Annotated in this window: 22 protein-coding genes and 1 pseudogene; 20 read left to right on the top strand and 3 right to left on the bottom strand. The window is 42.0% G+C overall.

All coding sequences use genetic code 11. From position 1 onward, the window contains the following. Positions 1-67 precede the first annotated feature (67 nt). The 10 genes from NST47_RS33160 (at position 68) to NST47_RS33115 (ending at position 13,808) form a co-directional block, all read left to right on the top strand. Positions 68-1,882, top strand: a complete 1,815-nt coding sequence (locus NST47_RS33160; RefSeq protein ID WP_341158946.1) for a cache domain-containing sensor histidine kinase — start codon at positions 68-70, stop codon at positions 1,880-1,882. Continuing rightward, a complete protein-coding gene (locus tag NST47_RS33155; RefSeq protein WP_341158945.1) occupies positions 1,879-3,516 on the top strand; it encodes a response regulator in 1,638 nt (545 codons plus the stop codon). Before NST47_RS33160 ends, NST47_RS33155 begins: the two co-directional genes overlap by 4 nt. 198 nt (positions 3,517-3,714) lie before the next feature. Then, entirely contained in the window at positions 3,715-5,058 is a 1,344-nt protein-coding gene (locus NST47_RS33150) for an ABC transporter substrate-binding protein (RefSeq protein ID WP_341158944.1), read from the top strand. A gap of 14 nt (positions 5,059-5,072) precedes the next feature. Next, a complete protein-coding gene (locus tag NST47_RS33145) occupies positions 5,073-5,963 on the top strand; it encodes a carbohydrate ABC transporter permease (protein WP_341158943.1) in 891 nt (296 codons plus the stop codon). A gap of 12 nt (positions 5,964-5,975) precedes the next feature. Continuing rightward, entirely contained in the window at positions 5,976-6,857 is an 882-nt protein-coding gene (locus tag NST47_RS33140) for a carbohydrate ABC transporter permease (RefSeq protein ID WP_341158942.1), read from the top strand. 45 nt (positions 6,858-6,902) lie between these two features. Next, positions 6,903-8,258: a sulfatase-like hydrolase/transferase gene (locus NST47_RS33135; protein WP_341158941.1), complete on the top strand. Its 1,356-nt coding sequence runs from the start codon at positions 6,903-6,905 to the stop codon at positions 8,256-8,258. A 248-nt stretch (positions 8,259-8,506) separates the two neighbouring features. After that, a complete protein-coding gene (locus tag NST47_RS33130) occupies positions 8,507-9,526 on the top strand; it encodes an ABC transporter substrate-binding protein (protein WP_341158940.1) in 1,020 nt (339 codons plus the stop codon). A 278-nt stretch (positions 9,527-9,804) separates the two neighbouring features. Further along, positions 9,805-10,689 carry a PP2C family protein-serine/threonine phosphatase gene (locus tag NST47_RS33125; RefSeq protein WP_341158939.1) on the top strand — a complete coding sequence of 295 codons (885 nt, stop codon included), beginning with the start codon at positions 9,805-9,807 and terminating at the stop codon, positions 10,687-10,689. Further along, complete coding sequence (locus tag NST47_RS33120; protein WP_341158938.1) at positions 10,689-12,905, top strand: serine/threonine-protein kinase; 2,217 nt, start codon at positions 10,689-10,691, stop codon at positions 12,903-12,905. Before NST47_RS33125 ends, NST47_RS33120 begins: the two co-directional genes overlap by 1 nt. Before the next feature lie 24 nt (positions 12,906-12,929). Next, complete coding sequence (locus tag NST47_RS33115; RefSeq protein WP_341158937.1) at positions 12,930-13,808, top strand: FHA domain-containing protein; 879 nt, start codon at positions 12,930-12,932, stop codon at positions 13,806-13,808. A 78-nt stretch (positions 13,809-13,886) separates the two neighbouring features. Here NST47_RS33115 and NST47_RS33110 read toward each other — a convergent pair whose 3' ends face one another. Together NST47_RS33110 and NST47_RS33105 are read right to left on the bottom strand one after the other, a co-directional pair. Then, positions 13,887-14,168 (bottom strand): hypothetical protein, encoded by a 282-nt coding sequence (locus NST47_RS33110; RefSeq protein WP_341158936.1) that lies wholly within the window; start codon positions 14,166-14,168, stop codon positions 13,887-13,889. A 42-nt stretch (positions 14,169-14,210) separates the two neighbouring features. Continuing rightward, a complete protein-coding gene (locus NST47_RS33105; protein ID WP_341158935.1) occupies positions 14,211-14,504 on the bottom strand; it encodes a WXG100 family type VII secretion target in 294 nt (97 codons plus the stop codon). Between the two features lie 128 nt (positions 14,505-14,632). Here NST47_RS33105 and NST47_RS33100 point away from each other — a divergent pair, with 128 nt between their 5' ends. The 7 genes from NST47_RS33100 to NST47_RS33070 all read left to right on the top strand — a co-directional run bounded on the left by NST47_RS33100 (position 14,633) and on the right by NST47_RS33070 (position 23,102). Then, positions 14,633-15,391: a hypothetical protein gene (locus NST47_RS33100; RefSeq protein ID WP_341158934.1), complete on the top strand. Its 759-nt coding sequence runs from the start codon at positions 14,633-14,635 to the stop codon at positions 15,389-15,391. A gap of 19 nt (positions 15,392-15,410) precedes the next feature. After that, positions 15,411-15,686 carry a hypothetical protein gene (locus NST47_RS33095; RefSeq protein ID WP_341158933.1) on the top strand — a complete coding sequence of 92 codons (276 nt, stop codon included), beginning with the start codon at positions 15,411-15,413 and terminating at the stop codon, positions 15,684-15,686. Between the two features lie 48 nt (positions 15,687-15,734). Beyond that, entirely contained in the window at positions 15,735-19,931 is a 4,197-nt protein-coding gene (locus tag NST47_RS33090) for an FtsK/SpoIIIE domain-containing protein (protein ID WP_341158932.1), read from the top strand. A 199-nt stretch (positions 19,932-20,130) separates the two neighbouring features. Then, positions 20,131-20,268, top strand: coding sequence for a hypothetical protein (locus NST47_RS33085; RefSeq protein ID WP_341158931.1), 138 nt, complete (start codon positions 20,131-20,133; stop codon positions 20,266-20,268). 56 nt (positions 20,269-20,324) lie between these two features. Beyond that, positions 20,325-21,455, top strand: coding sequence for a hypothetical protein (locus tag NST47_RS33080; protein ID WP_341158930.1), 1,131 nt, complete (start codon positions 20,325-20,327; stop codon positions 21,453-21,455). A gap of 16 nt (positions 21,456-21,471) precedes the next feature. Further along, a complete protein-coding gene (locus NST47_RS33075) occupies positions 21,472-21,810 on the top strand; it encodes a hypothetical protein (RefSeq protein WP_341158929.1) in 339 nt (112 codons plus the stop codon). A gap of 527 nt (positions 21,811-22,337) precedes the next feature. Further along, positions 22,338-23,102 carry a helix-turn-helix domain-containing protein gene (locus NST47_RS33070; protein WP_341158928.1) on the top strand — a complete coding sequence of 255 codons (765 nt, stop codon included), beginning with the start codon at positions 22,338-22,340 and terminating at the stop codon, positions 23,100-23,102. A gap of 427 nt (positions 23,103-23,529) precedes the next feature. Here NST47_RS33070 and NST47_RS33065 read toward each other — a convergent pair. Next, positions 23,530-23,616 (bottom strand): annotated as a pseudogene (locus tag NST47_RS33065) (helix-turn-helix domain-containing protein); the annotation flags it as partial. Positions 23,617-23,816: 200 nt separating this feature from the next. Between NST47_RS33065 and NST47_RS33060 the strand changes: the two are divergent. The 3 genes from NST47_RS33060 to NST47_RS33050 are packed head-to-tail and all read left to right on the top strand — an operon-like array spanning position 23,817 to position 25,245. Then, on the top strand, positions 23,817-24,194 hold the full coding sequence (locus tag NST47_RS33060; protein ID WP_341158927.1) for a hypothetical protein: 378 nt from the start codon (positions 23,817-23,819) through the stop codon (positions 24,192-24,194). Positions 24,195-24,224: 30 nt separating this feature from the next. After that, on the top strand, positions 24,225-24,743 hold the full coding sequence (locus NST47_RS33055) for a SecY-interacting protein Syd (protein ID WP_179097730.1): 519 nt from the start codon (positions 24,225-24,227) through the stop codon (positions 24,741-24,743). A gap of 28 nt (positions 24,744-24,771) precedes the next feature. Beyond that, positions 24,772-25,245, top strand: coding sequence for a DUF4274 domain-containing protein (locus NST47_RS33050; RefSeq protein ID WP_076237638.1), 474 nt, complete (start codon positions 24,772-24,774; stop codon positions 25,243-25,245). Positions 25,246-25,323: the final 78 nt, after the last annotated feature.

The following is a 25,323-nucleotide window of genomic DNA, read 5'->3' as shown; positions in this document are numbered from 1 at the left end:
ATATACGTACGGTTCTTTTTTTGCTAATATAAAACAAAATGTAGCACAGGAGGGGATCGACGAGAGCATGTGGAACAAAATGTTTATCAAAAAAAGCAGTGTGCAGCAAAAAGTGCTGATCTCCTTCTGTTGTCTGATTTTATTTCCACTCGGCTTATTTGGCTATGTGTCGCTCAAGATTACGAATCAGACCATCCAGGAGCAAGTGGTTGCGGCAAAATTAAAGTCACTGGGTCTCATCTCGCAAAAGCTGGATATTATGGCATCCGACCTGACGGCTATTTCCAATATTTATTTTTCCAATGAGGATTTACGCTCTGTATTGCTCAGTCCCCCGGGTGATCAAGCTTATCAGGAAAGGACAAAAAAGCAATTTTTGAACAAAATGATTGTGACCTACCGTTATGCTTACACCTGGCTGGACTATTATACGTCCATTATCGGTTTTAATGGTATTGAGCTGCATACGTTTTATGACGGTGGGAAGATCGGCATGGATGCGCTGAAGCGCGAGCCTTGGTATGACGAGGTTACGAAGCTTAACGGCGGGGTGGTTTGGGTATCGGACCCTTCGGTCAAGCTCGTTCCGACCGTCAACGAGGATCATTTCGTTTCGGCGGTGCGTCTGATCAAGGATTTTGAAAATAACACCATTATCGGGCTGATGCTGATCAACGTTGGGGAAAGCTTTTTGTATAAGCAGTATGCGGATGCGCGGCAAACCAATGAACATATGCTGCTGTTCGATAACCGCGGAACGATTGTCTCGGCAACTGAAAAATCGCAGGTCGGACAAAAGATCGAAACCGCTGGTTATTATAAACAATTTACTGGGAATGAAGGGTCCTTCAACACACGCATTAATGGAATGGAAACGCTTGTAACATATCACAAGGTAGAGAGCACAGGCTGGACGATTGTGTTCTATACACCACTGGATACACTTCTCCAAAATGTGAATAAAACCAAATGGTTAAACGTCGGACTGTTTATTGTTGTGCTTCTTGTATCTGTGCTTGTGTCCTATTTTATAGCCATTCGATTATCGATCCCGATAAGAAAATTGTTTGCCAGTATGAAGAAGGTCGAGATGGGGGACTTAAGCGAGCGATCAGACATTCAGGGCAACGACGAGATTGGCGAATTGGCCAAAAAGTTTAATCGCATGGTCACCCGAATTGAAGAGCTGAGAGACCGCGTGATCGAGGAACAGGAAATGAAGCGGCAAGCCGAGCTGCAAAACCTGCAATCGCAGATCAATACTCACTTCCTATACAATACACTCGCGTCGATACGCTCGATGCTGTTGACCCGAACCCCGGAAAAAGTGGATACGGTCATTGTGTCGCTGGTCAAGCTGTTAAAGAAGACATTATCCGCGGAGAGTGAATATATTTCAATTGCTGAAGAGATCGCTAACCTGCAAAACTACGTGAACATTCAAGAAGCACGGCAGGATGAGCTGCTGACGGTGGAGTTCGATATCGACGAGCGAATTATGCACTATAAGTCATTAAAGCTGCTGCTCCAGCCGGTCGTTGAGAATGCCATCTTTCATGGAATTGAACCGCAGCAAGGCGCTGGCCTAATTTGGGTTAAGGGATGGATGGAGGACGATCAAATATGCTTTAGTGTCACGGATAATGGTGTTGGCATCGATTCGTCCTATGAGGACGGGAACGATGACGGGGCTGGGACTGCTATGGCGCAAAAAGTGCTCTCGTCTGCAAGCGGTATGGGGCTGCGCAATGTCCAGCAGCGTATTCAGCTTCATTTTGGCGACCAATATGCGATAGAAATGTTGCGTCCGACGATGGGCGGGACCACTGTTGTTCTGCGTTGGCCAGTATTCATGAGAGTAGAGGAGTTGAACCGTTCATGAAGGTACTCATTGTTGATGATGAAGCGCAGATTCGACGATGGATTGAAACTTTGGTTCAAAGAACAGATTTGGATATTCAAGTAGTCGGTACGTGCAGCAATGGAAAAGAAGCGCTTGAGGCTTGTCGAAGCCTTCCGGTGGAAGTTGTCATCACCGATATTAAAATGCCTGTTATGGACGGAATCGAGCTGATTCGACAGCTGAAAGAGGAGTTTCCTGCGATCAGCACCTTGATCATGAGCTCCTACAGTGAATTTCATTATGCATCGGAAGCGCTCAAAGCCGGAGCGAGCAATTATATGTTGAAGGCTGAGGTGACGGTGGACGATCTTCGAGCTGCGCTCCGTAAGGTACAAGTAGAGCTTAAGGCGGAGCAGAACCGTAAGGAAGAGATATATTCTCTTAAAAGCACAGTCAATGGCAATCAATACGCGCTGCGCTCCCTCTATTTTAATGAGCTGATACGTGGTAAGCCTTCGGCTATTCAAGAATTTGAAGCCAAAATGAATGCATTTCGCCTTCAGCTTGCTAATCAGCACATGATCTTGATGACGATTAGCATCGATGATTACCGCAATGCTATACTAACCGCCAAAATTCAGGATAAAGAGCTTCTTGAATTAGCGATGATCAATATTATCGACGAGACGCTGCTGACTGAAACGGGAAGCGGCTGCAGCTTTGTTTATGAGACGAACCTGCTTGTCGCTATGATGAATTCAAATCGGTCAGGCAGCAAGTCTGCGCGCGAAGCGACTCTGCAATACGCTCATCGTATAGCTTCGCATTTGAGCGAGTTTTTGCAAATATCGATCTCGATTGGCATCAGTCTTCCGTATAGTGATATTCGTCAGCTGGGGCGACAGTTTGAGGAAGCCTGTGAAGCGCTGAATCGCAAGCAATTTTATGGGAAAAGAAGTATAGCTTGGTACAATGAAGATTCGCATCTAAGTGGTGATTCCCTTAATAAAGAACTGCCTGAAGGCTTGGAAGCCTTGTCACAGCTTCTGGATCAGGGTCAGTACAAGCAAGCCTTCTTAAACCTGAACGTTATGCTGGATAAGATGGAGCATCACAAGCTGTATACGGAGAAGGAAGTCAAAGCATTTGGTCTGGAGATCGCTTTTCTGATCCAGCAGGCTTCCCGACGATTAAGAGAGTTTACTGTACAGGCTCCCATGGTGTATGAGCCCGACCCTGTTCTCCAGGAAATCAGCGATCTCACTGCCTTCGAGCAGGTAAAGCAGTGGCTAATCGTTCGGATGAGGTATTTTACTGAGGCTGCTGAGGTACGGAGGCATCCTTATAGTGAGACCATTGGCAAGGTATGCGAGCTCATTAAGACCTCCTATGCCGAAGGAATCTCCTTGCAGCAAGCGGCAGATGCCGTACATTTGAATAAAACCTATTTAAGCGAGCTATTCAAAAAGGAAACCGGCATCAGCTTTAATGACTATGTAACGCAAATCCGCATCGAAAAAGTCAAGCAGCTGATTCGCTCCGGGGAAGCTACCATCGGTATTCTGGCTGAGCGAGTGGGCTATCCGGACGGCAGCTATTTAACAAGGGTATTTAAAAAAATTACAGGAATGACCCCGTTGGAATTTAAGCATTCAAGCTCTGCAAAGCTATAGGCGGCATCCCTCTCTTATCTAATCCAAAGATAAGGAGGGATGCTTTGTTTATGACTGAAAAATTAATGAAGCCGAAGATAGGACTAAAGTAGCCGAAGATAAGACCGAACAAGCGAACCATTTGTTTTTATAATAAAGATATCGGATAACATATTCTGGTGTCGTCACTATTTTACAAAAAAAAGGTGGGTCCAACACATGAAGGTATGGAAAACAATCATTATGGGTACAGCGTCCTTAAGCCTGGTTGCCACGATGGCGGCTTGCGGCTCGAACAGCGGTACGTCTACGGGGACGAACCAAACTCAAGGTACAGAGAAAGACAAACCGAATAATACGAAGCAGGTAGAAATTTCCTTTGCCAACTGGATTTCGGTTGAGGACGGGACTAAGGAAACCTACAATCAGCTGATTGCGGATTTTGAGAAAAAGCATCCCAACATTAAAGTGAAGTCGATCGGGATTCCTTTTGCCCAATTCAAGGATCAGGTTTTGGTCAGTTCTGCTGGTGGTAATCCACCCGATGTAACGATGTCGAATCAGAATTTCACACCTGCGTTTGATGGGGCAAAATTGGCTGAACCGCTTGAAGCGCTGCTTGGTAAAGACATAACAGGGGACATCGTGGATGGCAGCAAGGCAGGAGTGACATTTAATGGTAAAGTAGTGGCCATGCCTTGGGCACCTCACCCGAGCGCTCTATTCTGGAACAAGACGGTGTTCAAGAAAGCGGGTCTCGATCCGGAAAAACCACCTAAAACGTGGGATGAGATGATCGAGATGGCGAAGAACATCGCTGCTATCGGTCAAGACGATAAGGGCAACCCAATGTACGGTATCGGTGAAAATGGAGCTTCGGATTCGTACACGGGTAACATGCTTATGAGAATCGCCTATACGTACGGAGGCAAATTTGTTGATGACAAGGGAGCTATTGTCTACGATCAAGGTACGGCATTAAAGGATTCCCTTTCCTACATGAAAGATATGATTTCGAACAAAATTTCGCCAAAGGGTGCCATGATGAAGGATCTTCGACCGATGTTTGCTAATGGAGCGCTTGGCATGTTAGTCGATGGGGATTTTGGCCGGACCAACTTCCGATCCATGAGCGGCAAGGGCGAAGCCTTCGATAAAGAGTGGGGCGTAACGACAGTTCCCACAGGCAAGTCCGGCAAGAGCGAAACGGTATTTACCGAGCATCAGCTCGTGATCTCAGCGGGTGGCAAGAACAAGCCGGAGGCAGCAGAATTCGTGAAGTATTTGGTTTCCAAGGATGCCATGGCCATTTACCACAAGCTGAATGGAGTCATGTCCTCACGGATTTCGATAGCTTCCCTACCGGAGATGAATGAGGACGATTACGCCAAGGTGTTCAATACACAAATGAAAACAGCATCTTCATTACCGGCTGCTAACCCCAAGTTTGACAACGCGATGAAAATATCCACGGATATGATCGTACTTATTACCGAAGGCGGGAAAAGCGCGGAAGAAGCAATCTCAACCGTAATGCCCAAAATCAAAGAACTTTACAAATAATGGAGTGGTACAATATGAATTTGCGATTATCCAGGCATCAAAGAGATATAGGGTTCGCTGTCATCTTACTGCTTCCTGCCATATTGCTTTTGGGATTAACCATCGTCAGTCCGCTAGTTAAATCGGTTGCAATGAGCTTTACAGATTATTCGCTGCTCTCTCCGGACAGCACCTGGAACAACTTTGGTAACTATTCGAAGCTTCTAATGTCAGCAGATTTTTATCATTCCCTGCGAATTACACTGGTGTATGTATTCTTCACTGTCATGATTGATCTGCTGATTGGGATGACGCTGGCTGTATTGCTGAATCGCAATATCCGCTTTCGGGGATTTTTCAGAAGCATTGTAATGATCCCTTGGGCGATACCTACGATTGTGACAGCTCTCATCTTTTTATGGATCTATCAGAGCGATTATGGGGTACTGAATTATGCGCTGGTACACACAGGTTTGATGGATGCTAATGTGAATTGGCTGCAAAGTGTAGATTTTGCGCTTCCGGCTATTATTGTTGTAGCTGTGTTTCGCCAAACACCTCTCGTTGCAGTCATGATTTTGGCTGGCTTGCAAAACATATCGTCCAGTCTGTATGAAGCCGCCAAAATCGATGGAGCCAGCGGCTGGAAGCTTTTTACGAGTATTACCCTTCCGCTGCTGAAGCCTGTTATTTCCAGTGTGACGCTTATCATGATCGTTAATAATTTTCAAATGTTTACGTTATTTTTTACACTTACGAACGGCGGCCCTGCGGGAGCTACATCAACTTTGGCTATTCTTACCTACGAGACCGCTTTTTCCAAGTATGAGATGGGCAAGGGCTCTGCGATTGGGGTTATATGGCTGGTGCTGTTGTTTAGCTTCTCGCTGATCTTCACACGCATCATGAATCGGGATGACAACTAGGAGGGATCAAGAATGAGTAAAAGTGTTATGGCTGTAAACAAGGCAGCAGCTGCAATCAGCAGCAATCCATCACGCGGAAAAGAAGGGCTCACCTACGTATTACTGGGCTTGATCCTGATTTTCCTGTTGTTCCCGGTATATTGGATATTGGTCACATCCCTGCATGCTAATAGTGAATTGATGCAATTGCCCCCTAAATGGTTTCCGACGAATATAACCTTAGATAGTTATGTAAAAACGATTCAATCATCGGTATTTCTAACCTTTTATCGAAACACGGTTATTGTTGCCTCAGGAGCGACTGTGTTGTGCATCATTGTTTCTATTTTTGCCGGGTACGCCTTATCCCGCTTTCGTTTTCGAGGCAGCAATCTGCTCACACTGTTATTTTTATCTGCTCAAATGTTTCCAACCGTTACGCTGGTAATCGGCTTGTATTCTCAATATCAATCCTTACATTTGCTCAATACGTTGTATGTGCTGATTCTCGCTTCCACGATGACGGCGCTGCCCTTCAGCATTATGCTCATGAGGACTTTTTTTAACAGTATCTCCAAGGAGCTGGAGGAAGCTGCCGAGATTGATGGTGCAACTCGGTTCAAAACATTGTTTACGATCATCGTTCCACTATCCAAGCCAGGTATTATGGCCATCGCGATCTACACCTTTTTGATTGCATGGGATGACTTTTTGTTCGGATTGACCTTGGTGAGTGATATTGACAAAAGAACGTTAAGCCCGGGGTTGTCTTTAACCTTTCTTGGCGAATATTCGGCTAACTGGTCCGGGGCTACGGCTGCAGCGGCCACAGCGACGATTCCACTGCTTATCGCTTTTATGTTTCTCCAACGGTATATGGTAGAAGGCTTGACAGCAGGCGGAGTGAAGGAATAAACAAGCAAGCAGAGGCACAGCACTGCATAAGAATTGGAGGGACCTATGGAACAACAAGCAAAAAATCGTCCGAATGTTATCGTATTTTTTACTGATCAACAGCGCTGGGACACCTCCGGGCTGCATGGCAATCCGATGGGACTAATGCCCAATTTTGACAGAATGGCGCTAAAGGGCACGCATTTGACCCATTCATTTACATGCCAGCCCGTGTGTGGTCCCGCGCGCTCTTGCTTGCAAACGGGGAAGTACGCCACAACAACAGGCTGCTTCGTCAATGGCATTCCGTTACCGGAGGATTCGAGGACGATGGCGCATTATTTTCGCGAGGCCGGTTATCGAACGGGGTATATTGGCAAATGGCATCTGGCTCATGAAGAGCCGGTACCTGAGACGAAACGAGGCGGTTATGAGGACTGGCTGGCTGCGGACGTGCTGGAATTCAGTTCGGATGCTTATAACACAGTCTTGTATAACAATGACAACGAAGCCGTGAAGCTGCCTGGCTATCGGGTAGATGCGATGACGGATGCGGCTATTCGGTATATCGACAGCAATCAAAAAGACCCTTTTTATATGTTCATATCGTATCTGGAACCGCATCATCAAAATCATTTGGACGATTATCCCGCTCCTGACGGATACCGCGAAACGTACACGGGTGGTTGGGTTCCTCCTGATTTGGCTGCACTTGGTGGAACTACCCATCAGCATCTTGGCGGCTATTATGGCATGGTCAAGCGGTTGGATGAGGCTTTGGGAAGAATATTGGACGCGCTCAAATCGCTGAATCTGGATGAAAATACGATTATATTGTTCACCTCAGACCACGGCAACCACTTTAAAACCAGAAATGGCGAGTATAAGCGAAGCGGACATGATGCATCGATTAGAGTTCCCTCAGCGATATGGGGACCTGGCTTTTTCGGAGGCCGACAATTGCAGCAGCTCGTTTCTCTGATCGATTTGCCGCCAACCTTGCTGGATGCGGCAGGGATACAGGTACCCGAGCAGATGCAGGGGAACTCTCTAATGCCTTTGCTGCGCGGAGAATCAGCTGCATGGCCGGAAGAAGTGTATGTACAGATTAGCGAATCGGAAGTTGGCCGAGCGGTACGTACAAAAAGATGGAAGTATGGAGTAACAGCTCCACATCAAAATGCAGATAAGGACCCAGGGTCCGAACGTTATGTTGAGTCATACTTGTATGATCTGCAGTGTGATCCCTATGAGCTAACGAACTTAATCGGACTGGAATCCCACCGCGAAGCAGCGGATGTGATGATGGCCAGATTATGCAGACGGATGCAAGAAACAGGAGAGACTGTCCCTGAGATTGACAGGGCAACAGCCATACCTGCTGGACAGCGCAGGGTATCGGCGCTCGAAGCGAGATCATGATGTAAAGTTTATAAGCACGAATCGATCATGATTATGGACTGATGTTCATTCCATCCTCATATAAAGAGCTGAAGACGCGAAGCTTGACCTTTACGGGTTCAATCTTGCGTCTTTTTTGCTTAAAGTGCACCTTGTGACAATCCAAGCAGAATTATCTATTTGGAAGGTCCACGATATTGACTTGCCCCATCATTCCAAGTATCATTTGATAATGATTGTCGTTATCATATATAAAGGGGAGAACTTCATTGTTTTTTACAAATTTACAACGCTTCAAGAAACCATCAACATTATTGGTAGCCAGTCTGCTAAGCGCCGCGCTCGTATTATCCGGCTGCGGCCAGACGACTCCGACGGCTAGCAAGGAAGGTTCAACTGGTGGAGCCGCACAGCCTGCGACACCGGCACCAGCACCTAAGCCTGCTGAATCGTACACCGTCAAGCATGCGATGGGCGAAACCAAGATTACGGGCAACCCAACGAGGATCGTCGTTCTGACGAATGAAGGAACCGAAGTGCTGCTTTCTTTAGGCATTAAGCCTGTTGGCGCTGTCAAATCATGGTCGGGAACTCCTTTCTATGATCATATTAAGAAGGATTTAGAGGGTGTAACTGTTGTTGGTGACGAGAACCAGCCGAACCTGGAAGTGATCGCAACCTTGAAGCCGGATCTGATTATCGGTAACAAGCTTCGTCAGGAGAAGGTGTACGCTCAGCTGTCTGCCATTGCTCCTACTATATATTCCGAGAAAATTAATGCGGACTGGCAGAAAAATTTTAAATTATATGCTGAAGCCTTGAATAAGAAGGATCAGGGCGATCAATTGCTTAGCAAGCTGGACCAACGTATTGCAGACTTCAAGACCAAAGCAGGCGACAGCTTGAAGATGAAAGTGTCTCTGGTCCGTTTTATTCCGGGCAAGACACGGATTTACTTTAATGATACGTTCGCCGGGTTCATGATGCAGAAGATTGGATTCCAACGTCCGGCTGTGCAGAATCAGGATAAATTCGCCGATGATATCAACAAGGAACGGATTCCGGACATGGAAGGCGATATTTTGTTCTATTACACTTGGGATAATGATAAGAAGGAAGCCAGCTCGGTTGAACAGGAATGGACGAACGATCCGTTATGGAAAAATCTGGATGTTGTCAAAAAAGGCAACGTGTTTAAAGTAAACGACGATATTTGGAATTCATCCGGCAGTATCATTTCGGCTAATGCGATGTTATCGGATTTAGAGAAGTTCGTCTTGAAGAAATAGTGAGAATAGTGTTGAAGAACTAGAAGAAGAGCTTAATGAAGATCTTGGATTAAAGGGAAGGCCTTGTGCCTTCCTTTTTTTGTTTAATATAACGCAAACAGCATTTCAACTTTAAGGGGCAGAACACGTCCTTTACAATCTACTCAAGGAAAAGATTCTATTTCAATGATGATCATAGACAATGTAAGATTAAGAAGGAATTTGTAAAAAAATGTAGAAATGGTATTAGACAATATTTGAATAAGAAGAACATATAAAATTTTGGAGTCCTGAATCCTATGCTATATCCAATAAAAGCTTGTGTTATATCTCACTTAGGTTATCAACGAAAAAATCAAGAAGATAACTTTCTACTTAACGATGGACAGCATATATCAAAAGATGAGCAAAAAATGTTTTCTGAGGATAAACAATATTTCATCAGAAAAGTTTTATCCGACAAAACGGATAGAGCTATATTTGCAGTTAGTGATGGTATGGGGGGACATGATGCTGGTGAAGTTGCCAGTTTTCTTGCAATGACGCATTTATGCAGAGAAAAAGAGCAGTTGTTGAGCGTTAGTAGGATTGAAGATGCTATAGAACGTTTTCATATCTGTGTGAGCAGCATGAACCAAGAAATATGTTACGAGGCTAGGAGAGATATCTCTTTAAATGGAATGGGAACGACATTAACTTCTGTGGTTTTTGTTCAAGGAAAAGCTGTAGGTATGAATGTTGGTGACAGTCGAATATACAAGTACAATGGCGATAAGCTGTTACAGATCTCAAAAGACCATACAGTAGGACAAAGACTAAAGGAATACAATTTGATACCATTCCAAGAAATTGAACATCTGGAAACAAGAAAAGCACTGACTCGTTATTTAGGAATAAAAGAACAGGAAGTCAAATTAAAGTGCTCGACAACAGATATATTTACTACTCAAGGTAGAGAATGGTTTTTACTTTGCAGTGATGGATTAAGCGATGTTGTAACAGAGTCCATGCTGGAAAAGGTTATGAGCACTTTTTATGAAGAAGAGAACGTCGAAGAAGCTGTACATATGCTAGTAAAAATGGCTCTCGATGGAGTAGATGGAGTCTCCGGAGGAAACGACAATATAACAGCGATGATCATTGAAATACAAGGGCCATCGTTAAAAGGCGAGGAGAATTTGTAATGAATCATTCAAGAGATTTAATAGGTAAAACCATTTTAGGGTATCGTGTTATCGAACAAATAGGATCAGGCGGCTTTGGTACTGTATATAAAGTATCCAAAACAAACGAAAGCGGTGAGTATACTTATGCATTAAAGCATATTACCCTTCCGACAGAAACACAGTACAATTACGTTTTAAGTTCAATGGGTGGAGATTATGAAAAGGCAGATCACTACTTTAAAAATGTGCTCAGCGACATCGTCTATGAAATTAATATTTTAAGCTCATTGTCAGAGAAAAACAGCAATAATGTTGTTACTTATTATGATAACGAAATAGTCAAGCAGGACAATCCGATAAGATATGATATTTATATTCGAATGGAGTATCTGACTCCACTGGCTACTTATGTAAGGAATAATGAAATGAGAGTCAATGATATCATTGATTTAGGTATTGATATTCTTTCTGCGCTTGATCTGTGTCATTCCAATCATATTATTCATAGGGATATTAAGGATGATAACATCTTTGTAAACAAAGATGGGAAATGTAAGCTTGGTGATTTTGGAATTGCAAAGGTTTTAAAAGATACATCCAAAGCAGCCTCAATGAAAGGGACACCTGCTTTTATCGCCCCGGAAGTTTTTTTGGGACAAGAAAAGTACAGCAATGTGGTGGATTTATATTCCCTTGGTATTGTTTTGTATAAAATCATGAATGATTCAAGACTTCCGTTTCTACCGGCATATCCAAAAGATTATGAGATGGACGATGTGGATCATGCAATTGGAAGACGTTTGGCTGGAGAAATTCCAGATTTACCTACAAATGCTCGTAATGAGTTTGGAGAAATACTTGTAAAAGCAATCTCATCAAAAGAGCAAAGATACCAACACGCAAAAGATTTTGCCGATGCATTAAAGGATATGAAAAACCATTTGTCAAATGATTACCTTGAACGAGTGATTAATAAAAATATGGTTGAGGCTGCATCAAACCGCAAAACAATGAGTTCAACAATGGGTGGCTTGTCAGATCGAACGGTTGGTGTCGATTTTGCAAGAGATGCGAGAGAGTTCTCACATACCTTGAAAATATCACCGGATGAGCTAGAAGGTGTTGTTAATAAGTACGTTACTGAGAAAAGATATCAAAACAACACAATAAATGAGCAAACAATGAAGCAACCCGACACGATACTTAACAGTGAGAGTCAAAACAAAGTTATAATTGAGCAGCAGCCACCCACCAATAGAACGTATAATAACCTGTTATCCGTTACGGATGCTTCAAAACCTGAGTTCAATGGCATAAGGGATATACTGGCTGAAGAGGTAAGTGTTCCAACTGAAGCATTGCGTCAGGCTTCTCGTAATCATAATAATTCGGTTGTAGGACTTACTTCAAAAAACATTATTATTGGCGGCTTATATCCTGGGGCGGGTTCCACTTTCGTAGCGATGTGTCTGGCGAGGGCATTGAATTATTTATCTATTGAAAATGCTTTTGTGGAGAGTCCTATTAATGTACCGGAGCTCTATCATTTACTCTATGGTGACAAGAATGCACCACAGCCTGTAAAGGATCCGTTTAATAGGGATGCCTTTATTTCGTATCGCTTTGTTACGGATGAAATTATCGAAGACTATGCAGTGACTAATAATTCACTCAAATGGACAGACGGAAGCACGATTTGGTACCCTGTCAACCCAAAAGGCCTTGAAAAGGAATGGACTTATCACCACGGCCTGAGACTGCTGCAATTCGTAAAATCGCCTATTACTATCTTTGATGTTTCTAATCATTGGAATCACGAATATGTACGCAATGCTTGCAATGATGCCAACGAGATTATTTTTGTCTGTGATACGATGCCATCTAAATATGCAAGAAGAGATACAGCAGACAATATTCAATTGTTAAATGAATGGAGACGTAAAGGAAAGTCTGTCCATGTAGTAGGTAATCGAGATGTACCGTCTTCATCAGAAGGTAAAATAGAATGGCTTGAATCGATGCCTCTGGCACCTACGTTTCTTGTTCCGAATATTCCTCACGTACAGGTTATAGAAGCACAATGGAACAGTGGAATTGTCCAGGATGACGCGTCTATTAAGGAAATTCTTTTATCAGCTTGTCTGCCATTTTTGAAAGTTATATTGCCGGAAACAATGCCCATAGGTGCTCCAGTGGCCAAAAAGGGTGGATTCTTATCCAGATTATTTAGTTAATCCTAATAAGATAGGTGACTTTGAATGCTGTATCAATTTGAATTGAACTTGCTAAGGTCTGCTATTGCTAAACAAGATCCTGTTGAAGTCATGGAACTCTTAGATCATATTAATAAAGGGAATATATTAAATAAACTCATGGGAAGGACATGTCTCCATAGTATAGCTATGATGGGTGAAATAGATATCTACGATCAATTGGTTTCTTTAAATGTAGAAGCAGATATTCCGGACCATCAGGGCGAAACGCCTTCACAATTGATCCAAAGATGGAAGTCTCCTCAACTTCCCCTTGGGGCATATTTAACAACGTTTACAGGGGAGGATAGAATACCCATATCATCTTCTCCTTTTGTTTATGGAAGGGAGAAGGAGTCCGTCAGCTATCATGATCCGGCTAACCATATATCTGCTCGTCATATGCAAATAGAACATGTGAATGGTTCCTATTACATATGTGATTTAGGCTCGTTGAACGGAACCTTCCTGAATGGTCGTAAATTAGAAAACAATAAACAAGAGAGGCTTAAGGAAGATGACCATATCAGGGTACATAATACACAATACCTATTTAAGTATTCCGATAGCCTACCACTATCTGTATATTTGATAGCTGTAGATGAAATGGGACCAAGTACAAAACAACGGATCAAGATTAACAAGTTTCCATTTGAATACGGACGTGATGCAGAAAAAGTAAGCTATGTGGTCTTGAGCCCGCACATTTCACGTCGTCACATGTCAATCCAGTCTAGGTTTGGCCAATACTTTATTAGCGATTTGGGTTCATCTAACGGTACATATGTGAATGGTAAAAGACTATTAGAGCAAGAGGAGTTTCAATTAAAACATGGTGATCTTATTAAGATATATCAGCACAGCTATTTATTTTCTGTAAAATGAAAGAACCCCCCTCGATCATTTAAACGAGGGGGGGCTGAATGGTGAGATCGACTATCTTAAGCCTTATTATTGAAACTTTTAATAGTCGGTGTTTGACAAGGTTTGATATATTTCCTGTACATTACTGACGTGCGTATTAAAGTCCACAATTTGCTGATTTAATTTATTCAAAGCACTATTATAACTATCTTTGTACGCTCTCTGTAGTTCGCGAACTTTTGCATCGTCCCAACTATTTGTAATATCTTCTATCCATCGACCAACATCTCTTTGAAAGGTAGTTATTTCTTCTTTCAATTGTTTTAAGGAATTTTTTGTTTGGTCAAGTTGTTGAGGAGTAATTGTTGTTGTCGCGCCCATGAATTTCAGCCCCTTCAGTATGAATTCAATATAGTTAAATTATTATTTTTGAGAGCTTTGTTTAATTTTGGTAAATGCAGTCTCATATGCAGCTGCCCGTGATTCCATATACGTTTGTAGTGAAACAAGATTTTCACGAAAGGATTTAATTTGATTTTTTTGTAAGTCCTGCACAGTATTGCAAAAAGCTGTGCAGTTTGTATCAACCCAAGCAGAATTAAGCTGATTGGTCATAGCAGTTAATTTGCTATTCATATCATCAATTGTAGTTTCAAAAATTTTAACCTTTTTGGCATGTGTTCGTAATGCATCCGTGCTTATCATCACTTTGCTCATTAGAATCCCTCCCAGTTTTAAATACATCATAGTGAAATGTTCAAAAATTGTCAATAACTACCTTGAAAATAATGTCATATTATAGCATAATGTATGAAAAAAGACCCATGCCGTTTGGAGTGAGATTAGTGAGCTGGTTGAATAATGAGTATACGTCCAAAGAACTATTTTCCATGTACTTCTCATTTCGGGAACAATCCGAGCAGCTGAAGGAAATTCCATTTCATAGCTGGAGAGTGGACAAAGGGACTGTTATTGATCCTAAGCAAGACAAAACCCTTTTGTTTCTACGTAAAGCCAAAGCCATTCGTCATGTTGAGGAAACGGACAATTGGGAGGCAGATCCTTCATTTTTTCAATTTATTAATACTGCTGATAGCTATAATTTCTGGACTCTGACGTTTGATTCAACGTCTCCTGATCAATGTCTGCATTCTTATTCAACTGTAGAACCTGCTATAGGCTCACATCTGACCATAAGAGAAATAAACAAAGGAAATGAATATAAATATCGGGTACTAGGGACTACGAATTATCAGTTGTATAGATCGATGTTCGAGCGGATCTATGACTCACCAATTACTTGGAATTCCGTTGGCTCTGAATGGTACCCCAATAACTCAGAGTTTTGGAAAGCCTGGCTTCATGCGTATCCAGAAACATTTCAGTGGGTGTCCCATGTCTACCCCAAACAGAAGTTGATGGGTTTAACAGGCAATCATCAGAATCCGGGTTTGTTGTCCCAAATTCAAAATTCGGATTCTTGGATTGCACAGTTTGAGATATTTTCCCCCTTTTCGGGTGGAGAAAATCGAATAGTAAAGTGGAAAGTTGCGATAAAATCGAATGATCAGGTGAACGGGTACTTTGGAAGCGATCAGGAATAGCTAGTAGGAGGAATATGAAATGGCGACCTCAAGTGAAGTATACGATGCGGCGAACCAGCTTGATAGAATTGCTAGCCGTCTACAGCAGGAAGCAGATGCATTCAATCGTAAAAGAAGCTCAATTGTAAGTGCGGTCAAAGATTTAGGGGATATGTCTGTTGATAATGATTGGTCCAAAGCCTACAGTTCAATGCGTTCTTTAGTCAGTGAATTAAACAACGCAGTACAAAACGCACGTAGATATGGAGATCAATTACTGTCACAGGAGCAAGCACAGCGTAGACAGCGAGCATAACAAAGAAAGCGAAGGCTGGATTGATTATAAAAATTTGAGGTGGTATGGTTGGCTAAGCGTAAGCAGCAGCAGTTGGTTCGGATAACTTGGCCGAGCATAGATAAAAAATTACCTGAACGTAAGACAATTCGGTTGGACACACCACCTTCTCCATTCTCTAAGGATCAATCACAAGTAGTAACTACATTATTGAGCATGCTAATGACTACCATCGGACCGATTATCTTGGTTATGACGATGATGACGCGCACGGATAATGGGACAGTCGGTTCAAGAATGGTGATGATCTTTGGCTCAATTGTAACTACATTCCTAATGCTGATAGTTGCAATGGTGTCTTTGAACTCGCAACGAAAACAAACGAAAAAGCAAAAGCAGCAGGTAGAAAAACAATATGTCTCATATCGCAGTCGTCTAAGTAACTGGTATAAAGAGCTTTATCAGGCACGAGAGACTCAAATGCAGGCGTTGCAAACCTGGCATCCTTCGTTGCCTGAACTATTTCATGAGCTTGAGGAGCTAATGCACAAAAAAACAGACGAATCATTGTCGACTCGTCTCTGGTGGATTGGCAAGGAAAGTGACCATTATATGAATACATCTTTAGGCAAGGGGCCGGTCCCTCTATGGGTCCAAGCTGAACTGGATAATCGTGATGCACACGAGGCAGATGCCGAACTGCTGCAGCAAGCAGTAGGCTTGAATGAAATGTTTACGACTGGACAAGGTTTTCCCTATGTTGTCAATTTGGCAGAATATACTTTTATAGCCGGGTGCGGGAGTAGCTCTGAATTTCGTTTAGCATGGATTCGGGCTTTTGTTACGCGTCTGTGTTTGACTCATCGCTATGATAATTTACGATTGTTTATTTTGACAAGTGGTGCATTTGAACGTACGGAAACACCAGACGAAGAAGTGGATGAAGGTGATTCCCAGGCATGGTATTACCACCTGCCTCATGTTATGGGCAGTGCGGGTATATACAGTAAACAGCAAATCGATAGTTTTATCGAGGAGAACGAAGAGTTGTTCAGATCCTCAGTCGAAGAGCGTGGTTACTATGCATTGATTGTCATTGATGATTGGTCTTCTTTTGAAGAAGAGCCCTTAGCCAAAAGATTACTGCATATGAGTCGTGAGCAAGGGGTTATAACAATGATAGAAGTAAATACAATAATGGATATTCCTAAAGGGGAAGAAGTTCTTGCATTGGAGCTTCATGCCAATACCTCAGGTGCCAATGTATATAGGAATGGGGAAAAAATCGTCGAATTAAGCGGAATGCAGGATGAACTGGAACTAACACGTTTTATTCAAAATCCGGAGCAAGGTCTGCAGCAGTACGCTGTATTCATGTCAAATATTTATTATCCGAATGCCCCGCAAAGCAATTTAAAACAAGCGATTATCCCTGATTCCATATTATTTGATGATTTGTTCACAGACAGTGAAGACGGGCTTGATGAAGGGATGAACAAAAACCCGTTCCTTCGTGCCAAGGAGATCAAACGCATTTGGGACAATCAGGATATCTCTTCTGCATTAGCAAATCCTATCAAGACGATTGTTGGCCGTGGTTGGGAAGGTAAGAACCTCCATATTGATCTTTATAAGCGAAATCATGGTTTTATCGGGGGAACAACAGGTTCGGGTAAAAGTGTATTTTTACAAGCCTATCTACTTTCTTTAGCAGTATCTTACAGTCCGGAAAACGTTGCTTTCGTTCTTATTGACGGTAAAGGCGGTGGCATGGCTGAACCATTAAAGCATTTACCCCATGTCCTTGGTACAGCCGATAGTGGAGAATTATTTATCGTTCAACGAGCTTTAACAGCTATTGAAGCCGAATTTCGAAAACGGGATGAGGCATTTAAAGAAGTGGGACAGTTTGAATGGAAAGACTATATGAGGGATTATTACAAGGAAAAGAAAGCGTACCTCAAGGATTCTTCAATCAAGGTTCGCCCAAATTTACCGCTGTTGCTTGTTGTTTTTGACGAATTGGGCCAATTAATTAAGTTTAGCTCTAAGAAATACAGCGATATTGTTGACAACTTATTACTTACCTTGGAGCGCCTGGCCGGACAGGGCCGATCTTATGGAATACGCTTATTATTCAGTGGTCATAGTCCAAGTGAAGCACAACGTGTAGCGCATAATCTTGACTACATGATTGCGCTGAAGGTCGAGGACCGTGACTCAAGCAAAGCCATGATTGGTGATGAACGAGCCATTCGCATCCGTTCCAAGGGACGCGGATATGTTCGTTTGGGAGAAGAGGTGCTTGAGTTTCAGGGTGCTTACGCAAAGCCGGAGCGTGTAAAGGCTATCACGAAAGAACTACAGTATCTGTCTCGGGATTTTACTTTATCCCCCATTGTGTTGGAACCTCTACCACAAGTTTTAAATCTGGAAGAATTGATTACATATGAAGGCTCTCAGCAGGAGCAGGATGATATTGGTTTCCGATTGCCGATGGGATTGATTGATTTACCGGAGCAGCAGAAGCAGCTGAAGTGGGTCTACGATTTGGCTGGGGAGGGTAATCTTGCTTTTACTGGACCTATGAAATCTGGTAAAACCATGGGACTCCATACTGTCATTATGCAAACGATTCAGCAATTTACACCTCAGGATGCCAATGTATGGTTAGTTGATTGGGATAGCTATTCGCTGAAAAAATGGAAATCCTTACCCCATATTGTTGAATATGTGGATGATAGAGACAATGGAATAAAGAGACTGAAAGATGTTATTCAGTTTTTGGCAGCAAAAATGGAAGAACGCAAAGACTTCAGTGCTGGATTCGATGGGGCGGGATGGCACGAGTTCCGAGCCAAATCTGAGATGTCGCATACACATGACAATTATGATTTATCTTACCATGTCCTGGTTATTGATGGTTATGTTCGTGTTACTGATTATCTGGAACAAAAATCAATGGATGATAACCAGCTATTGATGTCACTACTCAGTGACGCATCGCGTTATGGAATTTATATTATCGCATCGATTAATAATACGAGCATTGCATCACGCTCACGGGGAAGACGAGGATTCAATCACATTATTCCTCTTGCATCCACCGAGCTTTGTTTCGACTTCTATGGGCGGGAAGGACTTAGAATGACTGAAGAAGTACCAGGGCGAACTGTCGTGCGTCTGGACTGGAAGTCAGGAAAAACCATAAAGAAAATCTGTTGCGAGGTACAGTTGGTGATGCCGTTCCTCTCCATATTGGAGGATCAAAGGCCAGAAGATGCCATGGTTAACTCAATTGAGGATTTGAATCAACAATTACAGCTTACAGAAAGGAACCTGATAGTTTCCAGCGAATGGATCTCTCGGCTTCAGGAGGATAAGAGTAAGCAGGAAGTACACGTAAGTCATCAAGCAGATCTTCATGTTGCATCACAGTCTTTAACACTTACTATGAATTCAGCAGAAACTATTGCAATTAGAAACTATTTGCAAAAGAGAAATATAGACTTAAAGAATATTCCTGAAACTGAACTGGAAATAGAGCAGTTGTCTAACTGGACACATAAACGTGAACACATACGTTATCCAATTCTATTGTACCGTTCTCCGCAGGACACAGACCGTGAATCACATGCTGCAGCATTGGGTCTAATTTTGAACCAATTAGCTGAGAAGGACCCGTTCATAGATGGAATTATTCCATTAATTGATAGTAAAGAACAAGCAGATGTGATTGAGCTTATGGCAATCTGTCTTGAACCTCGTGCTCAAGAGATGCTAGTCCCGAACAGCTTGGATCAGCAAATTGAACTTTTGATGGCAAGTCAACAGACTAAGGACAAGCAGTATTTATTTATTTCTTTTGGTACATCATTATGGAATCAGTATCCCGAGGAAATTTTAAGATTGGAAGAGTTTCACAAAGAGCGTAAAAGTGAAAACAATGAAATGGCAAATCTTCATGAATGGCTGGGAATGGCTAATATCGTACCAAACCTTAATCATAAGGTATTTTGGAAGCAATACGAGGGCGATCTGTTACTTCTAACCTTAAATGTAATTATTGAATACATGTATTTTCTGGAAGACATTTATCACGAAGAAGATGCGATCCAAATAGCTGTTGAGTACATTTCGTTGCAGGAAAACCGAGGTGAGGATGAGAATTTTTCAGTTAGTTTACTGATACGTCAGGAGCAGCAAGATGATGGAACTTTTATTTTGAGTAAACGAATATGGACTCAGATCGATAAAGGTGATTGATAGAGATGACGAAACTTACGGTAGATTTGGAAAATCTAAAACCATTAATCGATCAAGCTAAAGAAACTCAAAGGAATAGAGCAGATTTACAGTGGGAGCAGGGGGTATCTAAGGATAGCGAATACCCAATTCGGTCAGGATGCAACACAATTAGAAACAGCTTATAAACGTTCGATCGATCAATTGGGAGGTATCGTCAGTGTATTACAGACGACTTATAACGCGATCCGCGAGCTCCAATCGGATGAAGGTTCCAGAAGTACAGGAACGGGGAATCCATGGAGCCGGTGGCTTACGGGACAGTCAGGGTATGGAGATCCCGTTATTCCCTATGTGAGTTCGACACGTCAGGTGGTAGAAGGTGTCTGGAACTGGTTTCGTGTACCGCCCCCAGTGAGCCAAATGATGGAACAAATGAAAAACAACGCGGTGCTTGCGAGCGGAACGAAGAGCATCCAGGAGCTTGTGGATACGAATGCCTTCGGGATTCGATTGAGAGGTCAATTCGAAGCCTACAATCAGGAACTGTTTGGTTGGATGCAGGATTTGGGCAGAGCTTACAGCAAAGGTGGGCAAAACGAGGTTGCTAAACGTGTAGAGCAAATCAAAGAGATTGCGATGCAAGCCTATGAGAGCCTTGCTCCTTACACGGAGTATGTGAGATACTTCAATGAAAGCAGCAGCCAGGAGGACGAGTATGCTCAGACAAAAAATGAAGATCCAGGTGGACATCATGTCCTAGGAGCATTACAATCATTTGCAAGTGGTGCCTGGAATGCAGGAGCATCCGCGATCAGTAATGGGATCTATCATGATACTACCAATAAAGGTGATAGTAACCTGGCATATACAGCGGGCGAAATTGCAGGAGGCCTTGCAGCGGCCGGCATTGGAGTGATCGAGACCATAGAGGGAATTACCGTTGCAAGTGCGGGAATCATCGCTAGTCCTGAAACTGCGGGGGTCGCGGCTGTCATCATCGCCCCCTCTTTGGCTGTTGCAGCCTTGGGTGTAACAACGATCGGCAATGGAGTGAGCAAGATCGCAGATGGCGTCCATAATTTTTCATCTGAGGGGACGGGAGAAGTTGGTAAGTATGATACAAAGATTAAGTGGGGCATCAATGACATTAATGCACGACCATACGGTAAAGGATTCTTTGGAGAAAGAATACCTCAAAGTAATCCAAGAGTTGATGGCTACGAGTTGAAGATAAATCCTAATAACGAAAGTTATTACTTACCGCATCCTAATGGGGGCTATGTTCAGTTTGAAAACCTTGCAGGTAACGTTCTGCAAGATGGCAAGCTTATTATTAAGCCGAAATCGTTTTATCATGTAGATGATCTACCGCAATTCGCCAAAGATAAGGTATTGCAGGAGGCATTAAGACAGCAAGAGTCAGCATTAGCCGCAGGTTATAAGGTAGAATGGTTGGTTTCTGATGCGGAGGCTGTGAAGCAATTGACAAATCTATTTAAAACTAAGAATATCGATATTATTGTAAAATACTTCCCTGAGTAAAGGTTAGGTGTTGTATATGAAAATTTTAAAAGAAGACGAAGTAAGACAGTTTATTTCTGATGAAAAGCTGAGACAGTATTACAATGAAAATATTGAAGATGCCCACTTGAATGAGTTGTTATCACGCTATTCTTTTTTTAAGAAAAATGCTAACTTAATACCTTTGGACAAACCGAGTATTTATTATAGTATTTATTTTTGGTTCGTACAGTTTAAAGAACGCTATTTTGAATTACATGGGCATGACGAAGGAATCGAGCAAGAAGGTTTTAAATTATTAGAAGAGATAGATATTGAGCTTGAAGATGGAGTAGACTGGGCTGTAATTGAAAAAATAGAAAATAAGTCTATTTAACTGTTGAGAATGCACATGAACAATGCCAGTAATGATGGCGGCAACTTAAAAGGGCTACCCAGTGCCGAATGAACTCATCATTCAACCAAGAACACATATAACCCATGTAATACTCGTATGAAGATTTCTCCATTTCGGTTGTACGCACATCAAACGCTTTAATTTTATAACCTAAATAACGCTATTCCGTTACATTGAACAGGTCGATTATGGTCAGATACCACCATGATTGACCTGTTTTTTGTTATGTTCGCTTTCTCACAGTTTTTTGAAATCTATCGCAACTGTAGAATACGCCGCCCCGATAGAGAGGATGAGAAGCTAAACAATCGCATCTTTTAGTGTGTGTAGCACGACAATTAATAGTAGGGCGGCTAAATTGAAAACATTTTTGATTTTATCAGCAACAGAATGGCAAGCTATAGCGATTGTTACTGTGAAAGAAATAACTCTGGTGACGACCAGTTGACATACGGGCTAGTTGTTTTCCTATTACCAAAAAAACTTTCAGAGAGGACGTAGTTCTAATGCCAAAGAGTATTCAAGAGAGATTGATTAAATGGGCGGTGGATATGGAGTGGCATAACTTTCATGGTCATTTCCAACGAAATCAATACTATATCCCATATCCCCATATGCTTCGAAAATGCTACGGCTTGAGCATGAATGAGCGGAGTGTATTGCTTGACATTATCAGTCATTTAGGAGAAAACGATGAAGCTTTTCCTTCTCAAGAAACAATAGCTTGTAATTTAGGTCTTAGTGAGTCCACTGTAAAATCGGCTATTAACGCCCTTGTGAAGAAAAGATTCATCAAAACTGTACGCAGGAGAGGTCACGTAAATCGTTATAGGATTGATGCACTGGAAGATAATCCGTATGTCGGAATGTCTGAAACCATTCATTACTTCTTGAGGCTGTATCAGCCCAAATACATTAAGAGGTCTGCTATCCAATCGGTTATATCTGCTGTGGTCAACAGCGATTCATATGCTAAGTATGCAAATAAACTATATGAAGTGTATCGTTCACCATATACAGACCAATCGTATCCCGATCTCGTACTAGACACTCAATTGGAGTTGATGATGGAAATCAGAAATAAGCTTAGGGATGAGAAAGGGTTGCTAGTGTCAGTACCGATATTTGCGGATTTCCAGAAGCATTTCAATCTATACCTTGAGCGTATTGGATTTGATGATGGGGATGAATGCGATTGGGATAACTACCTTGCATCTGAAGAAGAACAGAACGATGGCACTGACGAAGATGAGCTTATTCAACAACAATAATCATGGTTCTCGAAGGTGAAAATAAACTATGGGATAGTCGTCTTATGTGTTCGGAGTAGCCAAGCATCATCTCCAAGGAAGTTATGAATTGCCTCAGAATAATAAGAACTTAAAAAGAAGCAAGTAAAGAAGATAAAGAGAAGAAATACTGGCAGACACGCCGTTGGCGGTCTGCGGTTTCGGGGGAGATTCTTGTTTTGGATGGTTAGAAAAGAGAGGGGCGGTAAACTAAGCTTTTACTCATCCAATTGAAAAGACTTCTGCCGTCCCTTTGCTTTGCCCCGTTGTGCGCTTCATACGGAGCTATGAGAACGCGTAGGAAACCTTTACAGTTTCCCCTGTGATACTAACAACGAGGCGCTACGCGCCGTATAGAAGGCTATACGGGCTGTTGGGAAATCAAATCTGGAGCGTCGGCACGAAAACGTTATTCATCTTCCATATCAATTAGCTCGTGAATGTGTATGTTCAAGGCTTTGCATATCTGTTCAAGGGTGCTGATGTAAATCCTATCAGTCGTTTCTCCTCTAACAGAGCGTCAAGCAAGTTGATATAATGGTGGTAATTGGAAAATCAGTTTCCACCTTCTTTATTCCCAAGTTTAAGATTACTACTTAGGGGACGGGTAAAATTGATGATATTCCAATTAGAACCTATCGTAATGCTGACTTAAGTAAACTCGAAACTAAATATACCGCTGATCCTAGACTGACAGTGGAAATGCCTTATGTAGGTAATGGGAAGAATGGTACAAATTCAGAAGGATGGTTACGAGATAAAGATTATTACTGGAAAGAGGTATTGGAAAAATACCCCGAAAGTATAAGTAAAGCCAATAAGCAAAAAATTGAATTAGGTTTCTCACCAATTAATGATAAGCAGTTCAGACAACATTTTCCGCAGTATGATATTAAAGAACTGTATAATGACACGCTAATTCATCATCATATTGGTGGTGGTGGTCAGGCTGTTGCAGTGCCCTCCAAATTACATCCTGGCTCGGGCGGCATACACAATGCTGAAAAAGAAGCAGGAGTTTGGGGCAGTGATAGCCATTATGCTGAATTATTGGAAAAATTCTTGAACAAGTAAAGGGTGATATTTTTGTCTATAAAGGAAGCAATGAATCAATATTTTTCGTTAAGGAAAGCCACCGCGGATGAGGGATTAGATTTTTTATTTAAAATACCATTCGATGAAGATGTTGATTCCTTTATTTATGTTGGAGAAGTTGACGAGGATGAGTATATCTCTTGGAGACCTGTTGAAAAAAAAGACTTTAATGATTTCAAATCTCTAGAAGAGAACCAAGGTATCAGAATTCATCCGTCTGTTATCGAATATTACAATTCATATTGGTTTGCTGATCTAGATGGGTTTATTAAAGACCACTATATAAAACTAGAATCGGTACTACCAAAGGCAGATATTGAATCTTACAGCAACATACTTACGGGATACAAGAATAACCACAATAACAAACTTGAGCATATCCCTATAGGCATAGAGGGCAATGGGCTTATGGTTGTAGTTGATAATCAAGATGGGTATGTGAAACTTGAGGACTATGAAAGAAATTCATTTGAAGTGATCGCAGAGGGTATTGAGCAATTAATTACAACTTTACGGCTAAAAAGATAGATTTACAAAGTGAATCAATAGACCGATGATGAATAATAAAACAACCGTTACGCATGGTGAAAAACTACAGGAGCTAAAAGACCTATTATACAGTGAGGATAATAGCAAGATTATTACAGAAATTATAAATAAGAATCCTCTGGATCTCCATATCTTAGCCGCTAACTATAACTGGAACAGCGGCTTTGAGGTTCCAAAGGCTATATTAAGCAATGAAAATTGTGATTTTGGAACGGGTCTGCTAATGTTTTATCGTGCAGATGGTTATCGTCTACTCGAATCAAAAGACGCTTTCTCTGCGTCCACTTCGAGTGAATGGAAAGAGTTCATCTCAAAGTTATATGAAAGAATACTTGATAACGACTTCTCTAATAAGTCGATTTCTTTTACTCCACCATTAACAAAAGTACAAGTTTTTAAGCTAAGAAAGTCAAACCCTAGTAATCCTGATGTCTTCTTGGAAAAGTCGCCTGGTGATGGCATAGAAATTCCAGTCCTCTAGTTCTAGTATCATGTGGGGGCTACCCATTGCCGAATGCACTCTACTTTCAACCAGTGACACATCTAACCCATGTAATAC

The sequence above is a fragment of the Paenibacillus sp. FSL H8-0034 genome (assembly GCF_038000305.1).
Lineage (GTDB): Bacteria > Bacillota > Bacilli > Paenibacillales > NBRC-103111 > Paenibacillus_S.
Note: the sequence above shows the minus strand (reverse complement) of the source record. Positions and strands in the feature narration are given on the sequence as shown.

Excerpts from the sequence above, each read along its gene's own strand:
- NST47_RS33160 (WP_341158946.1), top strand. The coding sequence starts at position 68 with ATGTGGAACAAAATGTTTATCAAAAAAAGCAGTGTGCAGCAAAAAGTG.
- NST47_RS33155 (WP_341158945.1), top strand. The coding sequence starts at position 1,879 with ATGAAGGTACTCATTGTTGATGATGAAGCGCAGATTCGACGATGGATT.
- NST47_RS33150 (WP_341158944.1), top strand. The coding sequence starts at position 3,715 with ATGAAGGTATGGAAAACAATCATTATGGGTACAGCGTCCTTAAGCCTG.
- NST47_RS33145 (WP_341158943.1), top strand. The coding sequence starts at position 5,073 with ATGAATTTGCGATTATCCAGGCATCAAAGAGATATAGGGTTCGCTGTC.
- NST47_RS33140 (WP_341158942.1), top strand. The coding sequence starts at position 5,976 with ATGAGTAAAAGTGTTATGGCTGTAAACAAGGCAGCAGCTGCAATCAGC.
- NST47_RS33135 (WP_341158941.1), top strand. The coding sequence starts at position 6,903 with ATGGAACAACAAGCAAAAAATCGTCCGAATGTTATCGTATTTTTTACT.
- NST47_RS33125 (WP_341158939.1), top strand. The coding sequence starts at position 9,805 with ATGCTATATCCAATAAAAGCTTGTGTTATATCTCACTTAGGTTATCAA.
- NST47_RS33120 (WP_341158938.1), top strand. The coding sequence starts at position 10,689 with ATGAATCATTCAAGAGATTTAATAGGTAAAACCATTTTAGGGTATCGT.
- NST47_RS33115 (WP_341158937.1), top strand. The coding sequence starts at position 12,930 with ATGCTGTATCAATTTGAATTGAACTTGCTAAGGTCTGCTATTGCTAAA.
- NST47_RS33110 (WP_341158936.1), bottom strand. The coding sequence starts at position 14,168 with ATGGGCGCGACAACAACAATTACTCCTCAACAACTTGACCAAACAAAA.
- NST47_RS33105 (WP_341158935.1), bottom strand. The coding sequence starts at position 14,504 with ATGAGCAAAGTGATGATAAGCACGGATGCATTACGAACACATGCCAAA.
- NST47_RS33095 (WP_341158933.1), top strand. The coding sequence starts at position 15,411 with ATGGCGACCTCAAGTGAAGTATACGATGCGGCGAACCAGCTTGATAGA.
- NST47_RS33075 (WP_341158929.1), top strand. The coding sequence starts at position 21,472 with ATGAAAATTTTAAAAGAAGACGAAGTAAGACAGTTTATTTCTGATGAA.
- NST47_RS33070 (WP_341158928.1), top strand. The coding sequence starts at position 22,338 with ATGCCAAAGAGTATTCAAGAGAGATTGATTAAATGGGCGGTGGATATG.
- NST47_RS33055 (WP_179097730.1), top strand. The coding sequence starts at position 24,225 with ATGAATCAATATTTTTCGTTAAGGAAAGCCACCGCGGATGAGGGATTA.
- NST47_RS33050 (WP_076237638.1), top strand. The coding sequence starts at position 24,772 with ATGAATAATAAAACAACCGTTACGCATGGTGAAAAACTACAGGAGCTA.